This is a genomic window from Burkholderia sp. 22313, from assembly GCF_052045245.1.
Classification (GTDB): domain Bacteria; phylum Pseudomonadota; class Gammaproteobacteria; order Burkholderiales; family Burkholderiaceae; genus Burkholderia.
Map to the genome: position 1 here is coordinate 43,892 of NZ_JBQEON010000003.1, position 16,125 is coordinate 60,016.

At 64.0% G+C, this 16,125-nt stretch carries 13 protein-coding genes and 2 pseudogenes; 13 read left to right on the forward strand and 2 right to left on the reverse strand.

The annotated features are described in order from the left end of the window. Positions 1-169 precede the first annotated feature (169 nt). From ACTJKF_RS03560 to ACTJKF_RS03595, 8 genes and pseudogenes are all read left to right on the forward strand, one after another. Positions 170-766, forward strand: coding sequence for an NAD(P)H-dependent oxidoreductase (locus ACTJKF_RS03560; RefSeq protein ID WP_440622189.1), 597 nt, complete (start codon positions 170-172; stop codon positions 764-766). Next, positions 763-1,314, forward strand: coding sequence for a DUF2867 domain-containing protein (locus ACTJKF_RS03565; RefSeq protein ID WP_440622190.1), 552 nt, complete (start codon positions 763-765; stop codon positions 1,312-1,314). Before ACTJKF_RS03560 ends, ACTJKF_RS03565 begins: the two co-directional genes overlap by 4 nt. Next, entirely contained in the window at positions 1,311-2,534 is a 1,224-nt protein-coding gene (locus ACTJKF_RS03570; protein WP_440622191.1) for an AfsA-related hotdog domain-containing protein, read from the forward strand. Before ACTJKF_RS03565 ends, ACTJKF_RS03570 begins: the two co-directional genes overlap by 4 nt. Beyond that, complete coding sequence (locus ACTJKF_RS03575; RefSeq protein ID WP_440622192.1) at positions 2,531-3,730, forward strand: oxidoreductase; 1,200 nt, start codon at positions 2,531-2,533, stop codon at positions 3,728-3,730. The genes ACTJKF_RS03570 and ACTJKF_RS03575 overlap by 4 nt, the downstream gene beginning before the upstream one ends. Then, complete coding sequence (locus tag ACTJKF_RS03580) at positions 3,714-4,484, forward strand: SDR family NAD(P)-dependent oxidoreductase (protein WP_440622193.1); 771 nt, start codon at positions 3,714-3,716, stop codon at positions 4,482-4,484. The genes ACTJKF_RS03575 and ACTJKF_RS03580 overlap by 17 nt, the downstream gene beginning before the upstream one ends. A gap of 14 nt (positions 4,485-4,498) precedes the next feature. Further along, positions 4,499-5,236: an SDR family NAD(P)-dependent oxidoreductase gene (locus ACTJKF_RS03585; protein ID WP_440622194.1), complete on the forward strand. Its 738-nt coding sequence runs from the start codon at positions 4,499-4,501 to the stop codon at positions 5,234-5,236. 20 nt (positions 5,237-5,256) lie between these two features. Next, a complete protein-coding gene (locus ACTJKF_RS03590; protein ID WP_440622195.1) occupies positions 5,257-5,676 on the forward strand; it encodes a hypothetical protein in 420 nt (139 codons plus the stop codon). A gap of 140 nt (positions 5,677-5,816) precedes the next feature. After that, positions 5,817-6,660, forward strand: a pseudogene (locus ACTJKF_RS03595) (class I SAM-dependent methyltransferase). A gap of 90 nt (positions 6,661-6,750) precedes the next feature. On the opposite strand, the gene ACTJKF_RS03600 reads toward ACTJKF_RS03595, so the two are convergent. Together ACTJKF_RS03600 and ACTJKF_RS03605 are read right to left on the reverse strand one after the other, a co-directional pair. Then, a complete protein-coding gene (locus ACTJKF_RS03600) occupies positions 6,751-7,062 on the reverse strand; it encodes a hypothetical protein (protein WP_440622196.1) in 312 nt (103 codons plus the stop codon). Further along, positions 7,059-9,070, reverse strand: a pseudogene (locus tag ACTJKF_RS03605) (BCCT family transporter). Before ACTJKF_RS03605 ends, ACTJKF_RS03600 begins: the two are co-directional and overlap by 4 nt. Before the next feature lie 505 nt (positions 9,071-9,575). Between ACTJKF_RS03605 and ACTJKF_RS03610 the strand changes: the two are divergent. From ACTJKF_RS03610 to gsiC, 5 genes are all read left to right on the forward strand, one after another. Further along, positions 9,576-10,526 carry a MurR/RpiR family transcriptional regulator gene (locus tag ACTJKF_RS03610; protein WP_440622197.1) on the forward strand — a complete coding sequence of 317 codons (951 nt, stop codon included), beginning with the start codon at positions 9,576-9,578 and terminating at the stop codon, positions 10,524-10,526. Next, on the forward strand, positions 10,523-11,509 hold the full coding sequence (locus tag ACTJKF_RS03615) for an isoaspartyl peptidase/L-asparaginase family protein (RefSeq protein WP_440622198.1): 987 nt from the start codon (positions 10,523-10,525) through the stop codon (positions 11,507-11,509). The genes ACTJKF_RS03610 and ACTJKF_RS03615 overlap by 4 nt, the downstream gene beginning before the upstream one ends. A gap of 27 nt (positions 11,510-11,536) precedes the next feature. Then, entirely contained in the window at positions 11,537-13,441 is a 1,905-nt protein-coding gene (locus ACTJKF_RS03620; protein WP_440622199.1) for a dipeptide ABC transporter ATP-binding protein, read from the forward strand. Positions 13,442-13,570: 129 nt separating this feature from the next. Next, positions 13,571-15,133 (forward strand): glutathione ABC transporter substrate-binding protein GsiB, encoded by a 1,563-nt coding sequence (gene gsiB, locus ACTJKF_RS03625; protein ID WP_440622200.1) that lies wholly within the window; start codon positions 13,571-13,573, stop codon positions 15,131-15,133. Between the two features lie 67 nt (positions 15,134-15,200). Continuing rightward, positions 15,201-16,121, forward strand: coding sequence for a glutathione ABC transporter permease GsiC (gsiC, locus tag ACTJKF_RS03630; RefSeq protein WP_440622201.1), 921 nt, complete (start codon positions 15,201-15,203; stop codon positions 16,119-16,121). Positions 16,122-16,125: the final 4 nt, after the last annotated feature.

A 16,125-nucleotide genomic window follows, 5' to 3' on the forward strand; every position in this document is an offset into this window, starting at 1 on the left:
TCTGATGGTAAAGGCGGGCATCAGGATTTTTCTACAAACCTATAAAAAATTGTAGGTTACAGATTGTGCGATGTCCAGTTCAATAACAGGGCTTGGTGCGTTGCGAAATGCATCGTCCACGAGGGCATCTTCCGTTTGATATTTATTATTTAAATAAGTGGGGTGATATTTGAGCGAAATTTTGGTGGTTTGCGGCCACCCGAATCTAGAGGTTTCGCGTGTCAATAGAGAAATGGTCAGTGCATTGCGGGCCGACAGCACGGTCACGTTGCACTGTCTTGCTGAGTATTTTTTAAACCGCGAGTTTGATGTTGCGACGGAGCAGGATCGGCTGGCGTGCCACGATCGAATCGTCCTGTTATTTCCAATGTATTGGTATTCCTGTCCGGCTCTGATGAAGCAATGGATCGATGATGTATTTACCCCCGGCTTCGCCTATGCCCGTGGTGGAGACAAGTTGCGCGACAAGGAATTTCTGGTCGTCACTACGATTGGCGCACCGGAATCGGCTTATGGGGCTGGGGGATTCAATAATCATACGATCGATGAACTGCTTCGGCCGCTGCAGCAGACGGTGCGCTATGTAAAGGCACGATATTTGGGATTCGTCTCGGTTTACGAATCGGTGTTTCTGAGTGACGACGCGCTCGCCGATGCGGTCGAGAAAACCGTAGGGGAGATCAAGCGCAGTTATGACGCGCCAGATCTTGTTTATGAAAAATTGCTTTGCAAGGCCGAGTCGGCGGAGATTGCGCTCATTCGATGAAAAAAATTCCTGTGGCCAATATCCCGGCTGGTGCGTGCCTAGTCGGGAATATGAGTAATTTGGACTTTCTTCACGTCGATTGCGCGCTGCTCAATGATCGGCTTACGGCGTTCGAGGCTTACTGCATCATGACGAAAGACATTTCGTTGCCGTTGCGAGGAGCATTTTTCCTGCGCGACAAGATATCGAGGCTCTTCGCCGTCCAGGAAATCAGAGGTTTTTCGCGAAACAGGACGAAGTCGACGCCTTCGGCCGGTGGTCGGCTCGATTTCTTCACGGTTGAAAGAAGTGAGGACCACCAACTGGTGCTGTCGTCCCGGGACCGGCACCTAGCTGTCATGGTATCCGTCGACATCGCGCCCCGCGCCGACTGCGCGACCGCGATCGGCCATACAAGATCAATGCACGTGACGACTTCGGTTGAAACCTACAACAAGTTTGGGCGACTTTACATGGTTCCGGTCGCGGTGGCTCATCGACATATCGTTCGCAACATGTTGAGAAAAGTGGAGGTGGTCGCCGGTGCAAGCAAGGAGGGCTCGCGATGACATCGTTAAAACCTATTACGCCGGATATCGTTCACAAAGACAGCATTCATGATGTTTTGATTGCGGACGCAACGCATATCGTTCCGGCATGGATGGAAAAAACACAGAGCACAACGCTAGCGAAACATTGGTCGGCCGATGATATCGATCGATTCAATGCGGTTTATCGTGAAGAAGACGGGATTTTCGCGTTGAGGGGCATCCCGCTGTATCTGAATCGTAGCGTAGTGGAAGGTGAGCAGGACTTTGATATCAATCTATTGGAGTACTACTCGTTGAGCGAAGGACGATGCCGGCTCAATGCGCGCTATCTCCCTAGATCGGTCGAGGCGTGTCTGCGCCGTCGATTCTTACCCGCGGAGGAGCCCCCGAGCGATCAAGTCATCGCGCACGTCGCCACGCTTCTCGCGCATGCTCCGGATTGGAGCGCCGCGCCAGTGAGCAGTTGCCGGATGGTGAACGACACGGAAAATTACTTCTTCTATCGTAAGCCCCATGAGCATGTTCCCGGCTTGATGCTGATCGAAGTGGCTCGGCAGTCGATGTATCACTACGTCTATAACTTTAGTGGTTACGAACGCGGAGACGTATCGATTTCTATGTCGGAGCTCGATATTCGCTTCATGAGCTATGTCGAATCGGCATACGACGTCGAAGTACTGGTTACTCAGACGGATGGCATGCGCCGAAGTAAGCCACGATTCATTGACAAGACCGCGAGTTTCTACCAGAACGGTAGGTTGGTGGCACGAGTGCACTTGGTAGGCGGCGCGATGAAAGCTCATGTGTTCCGCAGGATGCGCGTTCTGAATGTTCCCGAGAGTCATTGGTTTGTACCGTCTTCCAGATTGTCGATCCAGGCGCTGATCGGCATACAGGGTTGTCTGCCGATTCAAACGACGTTAACGGCCTTGTCGTTGCGCGGCGGTCGACTGCGTATCAGCCATGGATTGGTCGATATGTTGCAGGCCGCGCAGCACCTGTCCATTCACGTCGAAAAAAGCGGTTTCCTGTCATTTCCGCTGGAGTCGATCGAGGCCTCTGCGCATGAAGACGAAATCACGGTAACGTTTGGAGATTTGTCTCGCGAACAGATGATCGCTCTCAAGGAGACGATCAAGTGCCACTGTTTTTTTGCGGGATGTGCAAGTGAGCCCGACCCAGCGCCCGGCTCATGCATCGCCGCGTTGCCGGCCGTCCAGGGGAGCGATATGCAATGACTACGCATGTCGACGTAGATCGGTATTCGGCAGCATTGTCGCCGTTGCGAATCGGGCGGATGGAGAGGGTGAAGAACCGCGTTTATTTTGCCCCAATGGGAATCGATCTTGCGGATGACGACGGATCGTTATCCGAGCCGATGCTCGACTTTTACAAGGGAATGATTCAGGGTGGTTGCGGTATGGTGGTACTCGGCAATTCGTCGATCGATCCATCGACGCGCTTGCAGAGCCGGGGGCTGTGTCTGTACACGACCCGGCACGCGAATCGCATTGCCCTGGTGATCGCCTATGGTGCTGATCACGATTGCCGAGTCGCTGTGCAACTCCAGCACTATGGTGCCCAAGGCAACTGCCAGCATACCAGCACGCCGTTGTTGAGCCCGAGCGGGATTCCGTGCCGAAGAATGCAGAACATCGATCCGACATACCGTGTGCGGCCCATGGATCTGTCGGACATCGCGATAGTGCGCGCGCAATTTGTTCGCGCGGCCGGCCTTGCCCGGCAGGCGGGCGCGGATCTGGTGCAACTACAGGCCTCGAATGGCTACCTGCTCAGCAGCTTTCTGTCGCCGTATACCAACAGGAGAACGGACGACTATGGCGGAACGCCCATGCGTCGGGCCCGACTGCTACTCGAGGTCATCGATGATATCCGTTCGGCGACCGGTAATTCGCTCGATATAAGCATTCGCCTAGGCATAGACGATTGCCTCGGTGACGCCGGACAGCGGCCGCATTTACTGCATGAAGTGACACGTGCATTGGAGCAAGCCGGTGTGGCGGCGATCATGTGCTCCATCTCGATTGGCGAGACCTTCGACCGGATGATACACCCGACACCGGAGACACGCCGGTTGTTGCTCGAGGGCGTTCGATCTATTCGTTCGACGGTGTCTATTCCGATCGGCTTCGCGGGCTTCGTCGGTTCGCTGAGCGAGGTTGAAACCCTTGTCGCAGATGGCACCACCGACTTGGTTGGTATGACACGCGCGCTATTTGCCGATAACGACTTGATCCGGAAATCCGTTGCCGGGCAAGCGCATCTCGTCGACGCATGTCGATTCGACGGCAATTGCTTTAGGGATAAGGGTAATCCGGATCTCGATCGTGTCTATTGCTGTGTCAATCCAAATTATCGGCGCCCCGCGCATATCAAATATTCATTGGAGGGCAGTCATGACGTTCAACGGTAAAACCTGCGTAATTTCTGGCGGTACAAGCGGCATCGGTTTGGCGGTGGCCGAGAGGATGGTTCACGAGGGTGCGTACGTCGTCATGCTGGGGCGTGACGGGGACAAGGGACGAAGGGCCGTGGAGCGTTTGGGCTCGTCGGCGGCTTTCGTCGCATGTGACGTTGGAGATCTCGCCTCAGTGGAAGCGGCGTTCGACGAGATAGAGCACCGCTTCGAGCATTTTGAACTGGCGGTGAACAACGCGGGTGTCACAGCACCTTATGGCCCAGTTTCGCAGATTTCGGCGGCGAGCTGGGAGCATGTGCTGCGCGTCAATGTTTCCGGTCCGTTGTATTGCATGCGTCGTGAGTTGCAACACATCAGGCGGTTGCACGGCGGCGCGATTGTCAACGTCTCGTCGTGTGCTGGGGTTGTACCCATTCCCAATCAGGCGGCTTACGTGGCCAGCAAGGCGGCGCTCAATGCATTGACGCAGGCGGTGGCAATGGAGTGTGCGTGTGACAGTGCGGACGGCTATGCGGTACGCGTCAACGCAGTCGCGCCGGGACCGACCTATGGCGGTATGAACTCGCCCGAGAGGCTTGCGGCGAACCCGGAACGGGCGAAACGCAAGGCGGCGTCCACTGCGATGAAGCGCTTTGCAGAACCTGAGGAGATAGCGGGCAGCGTTGTTTATTTACTGGGAAGGGAATCGTCCTATGTCACCGGGACGATTCTGAATGTCGACGGTGGTTATCAAGCAGGCAAATGCTGAATGGAGTCGGGTCTATGAAATCTGTCCTGGTGACGGGGGTCAGCGCTGGCATCGGCAAGGCGTTGGCGGGGGTTTATCTTGAGCGAGGTTATCAGGTATGCGGAATGTCTAGGCGCCCACCGGGCGAGCTCGCGGAGCACCCCAACATGCATTTCGCTGCCTGCGACATGCGGAATCTGCATCAAGCGCAGGAGATCACGGGTCGTCTGCTGGATCAGGTCGACCACACTCTGCCCGAAATCGTATTTCTTAATGCCGGAAAGTTCGGGGATGCGCCGCGATTGGCGCACGAGACGACGCTCAGTCAGTTCGAGGACGTGCTCGCGTTGAACCTGATCGCGAACAAAGCGGTGCTTGACGTTTGTTTCTCGCGCGCAAAAAAACCCCAATGCATCGTGATTTCTTCGTCCATATCTGCGATACGTCCACGTGCGGGCATGTTGTCCTATGCGGTGTCGAAAGCCGCGCTAAATACATTGGCGCAGGTGTATCGACAGGAGCATCCTGACGTGTTCTTCGCGGTACTGGGACTGTGCTCGGTCGATACGGCGCTTGCAAGTGCCGTGAGGGCGGTCGGTCCGACTTTCCCGGAGCTATTCTCGTTGCGAGAACGAGCGATGCAACCAGGATATCTGGCGAGCGCAAAGGACCGAGCCATTCATGTAGCGGCGGTCGTCGACCAGCGAGACCGCCTGGGGGTCATATCTGGTCAGTTTCACGAGATCCGTAACTTGATTCCTTTTCTTGCGTGATGTTCTACCGAGGCTTTCACATGATTTCGACTTTCGACAAACGCGTTGTGCAAGTCGGCGCGATCTACGATCTGTTCGCCACCGTTGCATTGGCTGTTCCCTTTTCGCTGACGTACGTGTTGTCATCGATTCAGGCGTTGGATGAGGCGCTTGGGTTCAATACTCGGTTCGCATCGCTCGATCCAACATCGCATTTCCTGATCAATCTCGGCGGGTGTGCGTATGTGATTTGGGCGCTGGCGCGCTTGCGCAATCCCGGCCGGGAACTCGCGCGTCTCGATGCCTGGCTGAGATTGATGGTGGTACTTTGCCAGATTTGGGCGGTTGGTCAAGGCGCCACGCCCGTTTTGTTGGGCCTGGCGGCGATTCTTGCCGTGATCGGCATTCTGGAGTTCCGGCAAGGTGGGCCAGCCGCACGAGGGCGGCCGGTTGCGAGCTGAGGCCGGGTGCCTCGCGTACCGCAGCACCGGCGCTACGCGAGGCAGGTATGGCCGCCAGTCGCGATCCCTTTTCTTGACTTCAAGCCGGCTTGAAGCAGCGCAGTCCGGTTCGTCATCAATGAATCGGAAGGGGATCGACGATGGAAGCCAACCGGCCCAACGAAGCGCAATCGGTGCTATGGAACGGTCCGTCGGGGCGCGCATGGGTCGATGCGCAGTCGCCGCTCGACCGGATGTTCGAGCCGTTCGAGACGCCGCTCGCGGATGCCGCGGCAGCATCGTCCGCCACCCGCGTGCTCGACGTCGGCTGCGGCACGGGCGCGATTGCCCGGCGGCTCGGTGCGCACGCGCGCTGCATGGGCATCGACATCTCGGCGCGGATGATTGATGCGGCACGGGCGCGTGCCGAACGCAGCGACGTGTGCGCCAGCTTCGCGTGTGCGGACTGGCAGACGCATGCGTTCGAGCCTGCGAGCGTCGATCTGATCGTGTCGCGCCTCGGCGTGATGTTCTTCGACGATCCGGTGCGGGCGTTCGCGAACCTGCGGCCTGCGGCGCGTCCGGGCGCGCCGATGCGGTTCGTGGCGCGGCGCGGCCGACAACCCGTTCATGACGACGGCCGAGCGGGCGGCCGCGCCGTTGCTGCCGAACCTGCCCGCGCGGCAGCCCGGCGCGCCGGGGCAGTTCGCGTTCGGCGACCGGCGGCAGCTCGCGTCGGTGCTGTCGGACAGCGGCTGGGTCGAAGTTGCTATCGAACCGGTCGATCGGGCGTGCGTGCTGCCGGAGCCGGCGCTCGACGACGACATTGCCCGGCTGGGCCTGGTCGGCCTTGCGCTACTCGAAGCCGACGAAGCGACGCGGCGGCGCGTGATCGATACGATGCGCGCGGCGTTCGAGCGGTACGTGCACGGCGCCGAGGTGCGCTTCAATGCGGCGTGCTGGCTCGTGACGGCGCGCGCGCCGCGTGCACGACGCGTAGCGTGAAAGCGGCGAAGCAGGGAAACGGCGCCCGCCGGTTCGCGTCGCGCACGGCTGTTGGCGCGTAACGAAGGGGAGGCGGGCGAGGTACGTGCGTCAGCGTTTCCGCGCCCGCAGCATCAGCCACGCGCAGCCACCGGCCACCAGCGCGAGCCCGAGCAGGACGGCCTCGGCGCCGAGCGCGAAACCGGGTGGCATCTCGCCGCTGTTCGGCACCGGCGACAGGTTGCCGCCCATCGCGATGGCACCGCCGGCGAGCAGCGCCGCCCAGACGATCCAGTAGACCTTGCCGACCGGCGCCGCGGCGCGGATTCGCCACAGCGCGATGCCGGCGCCGCCGAGGTAGAGCACGGCGAGCGTGCCGAGCGCGATGACGTCGGCCGCGCGGCTTTGCAGCAGCCCGCTCATTCGGCCTCCGTTGCGTGTCCCGGCGCGCGGCTCAGCAGATGCGTACGCTGGTCGGCCGCGAGCGACACGTAGCGTTCGTACTGACGCAGTACGTCGGCGATCAGTTCGTCGCCGCGCAGGTATTCGACGTCGTAGCCGAGCCGTCCGTCCGCGAAGAACGTGACGATGCCGAACACGTGCGGACGGTCCGCCTCCGGGTCGGCCGCCTCGCGGACGAGGAAGGCGGGCGCGGATTTCGCCGTCACGCGCGCGCCATAGACGAAATCGCGGTGTTCGGCGGTCGGCACGGTCAGCCGTACCGCGTCGTCGCTGTCGCGCTGCACGTGCGCGTCGACGCCGCCCGCACGCAGTTCGTCGGCGACCTTGCGCAGCGCGGGCTCGACGGTTTCCGCGACGAACTGGCGCGCGTCGGCTTCGGTCGTCTGGCGCAGGATGTGCGTCAGGCGATGACGCCAGTGCTGGCCGGTCCAGAAGCTCGTCGCGGGCGCGACGTCCTGCGAATAGTGCGCGCGATCGGCCGCAAGCCCGCGCCACAGCCCGTAGCACAGCGCGAGCATGATCAGGGCGACCGGCAACGCGGCGATCAGCGTCATCGCCTGCAGCGCGCCGAGCCCGTCCGCGACCAGCAGCACGGCCGCCGTCACGCCGAGCAGCGCGGCCCAGAACAGCCGCTGCCAGACCGGCGAATGCGCGGCGCGATCTGGTCGATCACGAATGCGCCGGAATCGGCGGACGTGACGAAGAACACCGCGATCAGCACGATCGCGACGATCGACAGCAGTTGCGGCAGCGGCAGGAAATCGAAGAAGCGGAACAGCAGCGCGTCGACGCTGGTGGCCGTCTGCGAGAGCGCACCGGCGGCGTCGTGCGTATCGAGCCAGATCGCGCTGTTGCCGAACACGGTCATCCACACCAGGTTGAACGCGGTCGGCACGAGCAACACGCCGATCACGAACTGGCGGATCGTGCGGCCGCGCGAGATGCGCGCGATGAACATGCCGACGAACGGCGACCACGACACCCACCACGCCCAGTACAGAATCGTCCAGCCGCCGAACCAGCCTTCCTCGCGCGGCGGCGCGTACGCATAGGTGCGGAACGACAGGTCGACGAGATTCGACAGGTACTGGCCGATGTTGTCGCCGAGCGCGCGCAGCAGGAACGCGGTCGGGCCCGCGACGACCACGAACGCGAGCAGCAGAAACGCGAGCAGCAGGTTCAGCTCGGACAGCCGCCGCACGCCCTTGTCGAGGCCGCTCGCGGCCGATGCGCCGGCGAGCACCACGACGATCGCGACGAGCCCGATGCGGAACGCGTTGCCGCTCGTGTCCCAGCCCGCGACCGTATGCAGGCCCGCGCTCAACTGCATCACGCCGTAGCCGAGCGTCGTCGCGATCCCCGCGACCGTGCCGACCAGCGCGAACGCGTCGACCGTGTGGCCGATCCAGCCGTTCACGCGCTCGCGCAGCACCGGATACAGCCCGGAGCGCAGCGTCAGCGGCAAGTTGTAGCGGAAGCCGAAGTACGCGAGCACGAGCCCCATCAGCCCGTAGATCGCCCACGCATGGAAGCCCCAGTGGAAGAAGGTCATCAGCATCGCTTCGCGTGCGGCGGCGGGCGTGCCGGGGTCGACGGTCGGCGGCTTCAGGAAGTGCTGCATCGGCTCGCCGACGCCGAAGTACATGAGGCCGATCCCCATGCCGGCCGCGAACAGCATGGCCGTCCACGACAGGAAGCTGAACTCGGGCTCGGCATCGTCCGGGCCGAGCCGGATGTTGCCGAAGTCGCTCGCCGCGATCAGCACGAGAAAGACCAGGAAGGTCGTGACGGCCAGCACGTAGAACCAGTCGAAGCGCGCGACGACCCATTGCTGGCCGGCCGAGAACAGCGCGCCGGCTTCGCTTGGGCGCAGCGCGCACACGACGAGCAGTGCGCCGATGACCGCGAGCGGGGGCAGCACGATCTGCGGCTTGAAGGTGGTGCGGGGCGAGGGTCGGGAATCTGGCATGGCTGGCATCCAGTTGTGGGCGCAACGACGCGCAACGCCGCCCGGCGCGCTCGTCGCGCGTCGGACCCTGATACGGCGTGCGTCGAGTGTACCTGGGTGTCAGGACTGCAAGAAGGGGACATGCAGGGATAAACCTGACGAATTGTAGGGTACCGGTGCGATCGGGAAAACCCGCACGCGCCGCACGGCGCGCGAACGACGGAAGGATCGGGGAGACCGTATCACCATTCGCGTCGTGCGCGCAGGGTCGTCCAATGGGATCCGCTCGCCGTGAATCCGCATGCGAACGTGCTCGGGGTTTTCCCGATGAACGAGGTGCCGGTTGCGCGCCTCGACGCACGACGACGGCGTGCCGCATGGCCTCGCGACAAGCGTCGGCAGCCGTCTTGCGCCTGGCCGGCCCGAACGGGCACGACAGGGGCGTGACAACCCTGATGAAAATTTATTTTTTTCTTGTCGATAGATTGTGTAAATTGATTTTCATCCACCTTGCAAAACCTTTCGTATGACGCCTCTCGTTCCGCACGATGTCGGTCAGGGCGAATCCGCGATCGCGGAGCGCATCGCAACGGCCATGCCGCGGATGACGCCGATCCACCGCCGGATGGGCGAGTTCGTGCTTGCGAATCCGTTTCGCGCGGCGACGATGCGGATCGACGAGCTCGCGCAGGCCGCGAATGCATCCATCGCGACCGCGAACCGCTTCGCGAAGGCGCTCGGCTTCGACGGTTATCCGGCGATGCGCGCGGCGCTCGTGCGAGGCTTCGAGGCGACGCTCGGCCCGGTCGAGCGGCTGCGTTCCGCGCAGGAACAGGAGCAAGAGCAGGGTGTGCGTGGCGCAGCGTGGATCGACGCAGTATTCGACCAGGCCGTGGCGAACATCGAGAACACGCGTGCGCAGCTGGATGCGGCCGACGTCGAGGCGGCCGTCGAGGCGATCGTCGGCGCGCGGCGCGTGCTGATCCTCGGCGCCGGTTCGAGCGCGTTTCTGACCGGGCTGATGGAACACGGCTTGTCGGTGTGTCACGACAACGTGCAGTCGCTGGCGCTGCTCGGCGGCCCTTCGCATGCGGCGCGGCGCTTGTATACGGCCGACGCGCGCGATCTCGTGATCGCGCTCGCGTTTCCGCGTTACGTGAAGGACACGATCGAGTTGGCCCGCCGCGCGGCGGCGCGTGGCGCACGCGTGCTCGGCATTTCCGACGGGCCCGGTTCGCCGCTTGCGCCGATCGCGTCGCTGAATCTGTACGTGAAGGCCGAACGGCGTTTCGCGGCCACGTCGGAAGCGGCGGTGCTGACGATGATCGAGGCGCTGATCGATGCGGTTGCGCTGCGCACGCACCGCTCCGCGAAGTCCGCCGCCGAAATGACCGAATTCCTGCTGCCGTGGCTGATCCAGCCGCAAGCGGCGCTGCCGGCCGCCAACCCTTCTTCCACCGGGCCGAAAAAATCATGACTTCACCCGCGATCGTCGCGATACACGGCGGTGCAGGCACGATCCTGCGCGATGCGATGGATACCGACACCGAGCGCCAGTACCGCGCCGAGCTGACCGCGATCCTGCAGGCCGCGCAGCAGGTGCTCGCCGACGGCGGCAGCGCGCTCGACGCCGTCACCGTCGCGGTGCGGATGCTCGAGGACTGTCCGCTGTTCAATGCCGGGCGCGGCGCGGTCTATACGGCCGAAGGCAAGCACGAACTCGACGCGGCAGTGATGGACGGCACGACGCTCGCGGCCGGTGCGATCTGCTGCGCGACCCGCGTGCGCAATCCGGTGCTCGCCGCGCGGCGCGTGATGGAAGCGAGCGAGCACGTGCTGTTCGCCGGTACGGGCGCCGATGCGTTCGCGGCCGCGCAGGGGCTCGCACTCGCCGAGCCCGGCTACTTCGACACCGAGGCGCGCCATGCGCAGTGGCTCAAGGCGCGCGGGACGACCGGCACGATGCTCGATCACGATGCGGCGACTTTCGCGTTCGGCGACGGGCAGCCGCCCGAGCCGCTCGATCCCGACCGCAAGCACGGCACGGTCGGCGCGGTCGCGTGCGACCTGCACGGCCATATCGCGGCGGCGACGTCGACGGGCGGCATCACGAACAAGCAGCCGGGGCGCGTCGGCGATTCGCCGATCATCGGCGCCGGCTGTTACGCGGACGACGCGACCTGCGCGGTCTCCGCGACGGGCACCGGCGAGACGTTCATCCGGCTCGCGACCGCGCATGACATGGCCGCGCAGATCGCCTATCGCGGTGCGTCGCTCGCCGCCGCCGCGCACGATGTCGTGATGAACAAGCTGTCGCGCCTGGCGGGGCGCGGCGGGATCATCGCGGTCGATGCGCATGGCAACGTCGCGATGCCGTTCAACACGGAAGGGATGTATCGCGGCTACGCGCGCGTCGGCGAGACGCCGGTGGTCGGCATCTACCGCGACGATGCGGCCTGATTCCGGATCGCACGAGGAGACCTTCGCATGACTTCGAGCCGAAACACGTCCGCGCTGGTGCTGCCGGAACAGCGCGTCGTCGCCGTCGACGACCTGTCGGTGATGTTCCGGCGCGAGCACGCGACGTTCGACGCGGTGCGCAACGTGTCGTTTCACGTCGATCGCGGCGAGACGCTCGCGATCGTCGGCGAATCGGGCTCCGGCAAGTCGGTCACGTCGCTCGCGCTGATGCGGCTCGTCGAGCACGGCGGCGGCGAGATCACGAGCGGCCGGATCGCGTTGCGGCGGCGCGGCGGCGCGCTCGTCGATCTCGCACAGGCGAGCGCGGCGGCGATGCGCGGGATCCGCGGCGCGGACATCGCGATGATCTTCCAGGAACCGATGACGTCGCTGAACCCGGTGTTTACGGTCGGCGACCAGATCAGCGAGGCGATCGCGCTGCACCAGTCGAAGCGTGCTCCCGAGGCCCGCGCGGAAGCGTTGCGACTGCTCGATCTCGTGCGCATTCCGGAGGCGCGCCGCGTGTTCGCGCGCTATCCGCACCAGCTGTCCGGCGGGATGCGGCAGCGCGTGATGATCGCGATGGCGCTGTCGTGCCGGCCCGCGCTGCTGATCGCCGACGAGCCCACCACCGCGCTCGACGTGACGATCCAGGCGCAGATCCTGCAGCTGATCCGCGGCCTGCAGGACGAAATGAACATGGGCGTGATCTTCATCACGCACGACATGGGCGTGGTGGCTGAAGTGGCCGACCGCGTGCTCGTGATGTATCGCGGCGAGAAGGTCGAGGAAGGCGAGTCGGAGCGGATTTTCGCGACGCCCGCGCATCGCTACACGCGCGCGCTGCTCGCGGCCGTGCCGCGGCTCGGTTCGATGCAGGGCACCGATATCCCCGAGAAATTCCCGCTGCTGAAGGCGGACGGCACGGTCACGCCGGCGGCGGGCGCGAACGAGCCCGCCGCCGCAACCGCCCTGCAGCCCCACGTCGATCCGGCCGCGCCGCCGATCCTGCGCGTGCGCGATCTCGTCACGCGGTTCCCGGTGAAGAGCGGCGTGTTCGGCCGCGTGTCGCAGTACGTGCATGCGGTCGAGCGCGTGAACTTCGAGCTGCGCGCGGGCGAGACGCTCGCGCTCGTCGGCGAATCGGGCTGCGGGAAGTCGACCACCGGCCGCTCGCTGCTGCGCCTCGTCGAATCGCAGAGCGGCTCGATCGAGTTCGACGGCCGCGACATCAGCGCACTGAAGGGCCATGACCTGCAGGCGCTGCGCCGGAACATCCAGTTCATCTTCCAGGATCCGTTCGCGTCGCTGAACCCGCGCCTGACCGTCGGCTTCTCGATCATGGAGCCGCTGCTCGTGCACGGCATCGCGAGCGGCCGCGAAGCACAGGCGCGCGTCGACTGGCTGCTCGACAAGGTCGGCCTGCCGCCGGAGGCCGCGCGCCGCTATCCGCACGAATTCTCCGGCGGCCAGCGCCAGCGCATCGCGATCGCGCGCGCGCTCGCGCTGAATCCCAAGGTCGTGATCGCCGATGAATCGGTGTCCGCGCTCGACGTGTCGGTGCAGGCGCAGATCGTCAACCTGATGCTCGACCTGCAGCGCGAGCTCGGCGTCGCGTACCTGTTCATCTCGCACGACATGGCGGTGGTCGAGCGCGTCAGCCATCGCGTCGCGGTGATGTATCTCGGCCAGATCGTCGAGATCGGCCCGCGCCGCGCGGTGTTCGAGGCGCCGCAGCATCCGTACACGAAGAAGCTGATGAGCGCGGTGCCGGTGGCCGACCCCGCGCGCCGGCATGCGCCGCGCCAGCTCGCGGCCGACGAAATCCCCAGCCCGATCCGCGCGGCCGGCGACGAGCCGACGGTCGCGCCGCTCGTCGCGGTCGGTCCCGATCATTACGTCGCGACGCATCGCGTCGGCGGCGCGTATTGATTGCACGGCGAGTCGCATATGGACCGCAGCGGCGCACGCGCCAGGCAACGGCGTCATTTTCCCGAGCGGATGCAGTCACGCCGCGATTTCCACCCCGCGTTACCGAATCATCCACAGGAGCCAGACACAATGAACAAGCCGCATTCGTTCCCGATGTTCCGTCCGCGCGCGTTGCTCGTTGCGGGGGCCGGCGCGCTCGCGCTGTCGGTCGCGGTGCCCGCGTTCGCGCAGCAGAACGTCGTGGTCGCCGTGTACTCGACGTTCACGACGATGGACCCGTACGACGCGAACGACACGGTGTCGCAAGCCGTGGTCAAGTCGTTCTACGAAGGGCTGTTCGGTTTCGACAAGGACATGAAGCTCGTCAACGTGCTCGCGACGAGCTATGAAGCGAGCCCCGATGCGAAGACCTACACGATCAAGCTGCGCCCGGGCGTGAAGTTCCAGGACGGCACCGACTTCAACGCCGCCGCGGTGAAGGCCAACTTCGACCGTGTGACCGATCCGGCGAACAAGCTGAAGCGCTACGGGCTGTTCCGCGTGATCGAGAAGACCGAGGTGGTCGATCCGATGACGGTGCGCTTCACGCTGCGCGAGCCGTTCTCCGCGTTCATCAACACGCTCGCGCACCCGTCGGCGGTGATGATCTCGCCGGCCGCGCTGAAGAAGTGGGGGCGCGACGTGTCGCTGCATCCGGTCGGCACGGGCCCGTTCGAGTTCGTCGAATGGAAGCAGACCGACGACATGAAGGTGAAGAAGTTTGCCGGCTACTGGAAGAAGGGCTACCCGAAGGTCGATTCGATCGACTGGAAGCCGGTGGTCGACAACAACACGCGCGCCGCGCTGCTCAAGACCGGCGAGGCGGATTTCGCATTCACGATTCCGTTCGAGCAGGCCGCCGACCTGAAGAACAACCCGAAGGTCGAGCTGATCGAGCGGCCGTCGATCATCCAGCGCTACATCTCGCTGAACACGTCGAAAAAGCCGTTCGACAACCCGAAGGTGCGTGAGGCGCTGAACTACGCGGTCAACAAGGAAGCGCTCGCGAAGGTCGTGTTCGCCGGCTACGCGACCCCGGAAACGGGTGTCGCACCGGTCGGCGTCGAATACGCGACGAAGCTCGGGCCCTGGCCGTACGATCCGGCCAAGGCGCGCGCGCTGCTGAAGGAGGCCGGCTATCCGAACGGCTTCGAATCGACGCTCTGGTCCGCGTACAACCATTCGACGGCGCAGAAGCTGATCCAGTTCGTCCAGCAGCAGCTCGCGCAGGTCGGCGTGAAGGTGCAGGTGCAGGCGCTCGAGGCCGGCGAGCGGGTCGCGAAGGTCGAGAGCGCGCAGGATCCGGCGACCGCACCGGTGCGGATGTACTACAGCGGCTGGTCGGCGTCGACGGGCGAGGCGAACTGGGCGTTGTCGCCGCTGCTCGCGTCCACGTCGGTGCCGCCGAAGCTCTACAACACCGCGTACTACAAGAACCCGACCGTCGACGACGATCTCGCGAAGGCGCTCGAGACGACCGATCGTGCGAAGAAGGCGGCGCTGTACGCCGATGCGCAGAAGCAGGTGTGGACCGACGCGCCGTGGATCTTCCTGGTGCAGGAGAAGATCGTCTATGCGCGCAGCAAGCGGCTGCACGGGATGTACGTGATGCCGGACGGTTCGTTCAACTTCGACGAAATCTCGGTGAAATGACGGCGGTTCGGCCGCTGCGCGGCGCTGGCGGCGCAAGCTGCCGGCGCGCTGATTCGATCGGTGCCCCATGCTGAATTTTCTCGTCAAACGCCTGTTCGGCCTGTTGCCCACGCTCGCGATCGTCGCGGTGCTGGTGTTCCTGTTCGTGCACCTGCTGCCGGGCGACCCGGCGCGGCTCGCGGCCGGCCCGGAAGCCGACGACGCGACGGTCGCGCTCGTGCGCGCCGATCTCGGCCTCGACCGGCCGCTGCCCGCGCAGTTCGCGAACTTCTTCGTGAAGATCGCGCACGGCGATTTCGGCACGTCGACGCGCAGCAAGCGGCCGGTGTCGACCGAGATCGGCGAGCGCTTCATGCCGACGCTGCTGCTGACGCTCGTCAGCATGGTGTGGGCGACGCTGTTCGGGATGGCGATCGGGATCGCGTCGGCGGTGTGGCGCAATCGTTGGCCCGACCGCGTCGGGATGACGATCGCGGTGTCGGGCATCTCGTTTCCGGCCTTCGCGCTCGGCATGCTGCTGATGGAGATCTTCTCGGTGAAGCTCGGCTGGCTGCCCGTCGTGCCGGACGGCACGTGGAAGAGTTACGTGCTGCCGTCGCTGACGCTCGGCGCCGCGGTCGCGGCCGTGATGGCGCGCTTCACGCGCGCGTCGTTCGTCGAGGTGCTCAACGAGGACTTCGTGCGCACCGCGCGCGCGAAGGGCGTGCACGAGCCGATGGTCGTGCTCAAGCATTGCCTGCGCAACGCGATGATCCCGGTCGTCACGATGATGGGGCTGCAGTTCGGCTTCCTGCTCGGCGGCTCGATCGTCGTCGAGGCGGTGTTCAACTGGCCGGGGCTCGGGCGCCTGCTGGTCGATGCGGTGACGATGCGCGACTACCCGGTGATCCAGGCGATCGTGCTGCTGTTCTCGCTCGAGTTCATCCTGATCAACCTGACCGTCGACGTGCTGTACGCGGTCATCAATCCGACCATCCGGTTCAAGTGAGGCG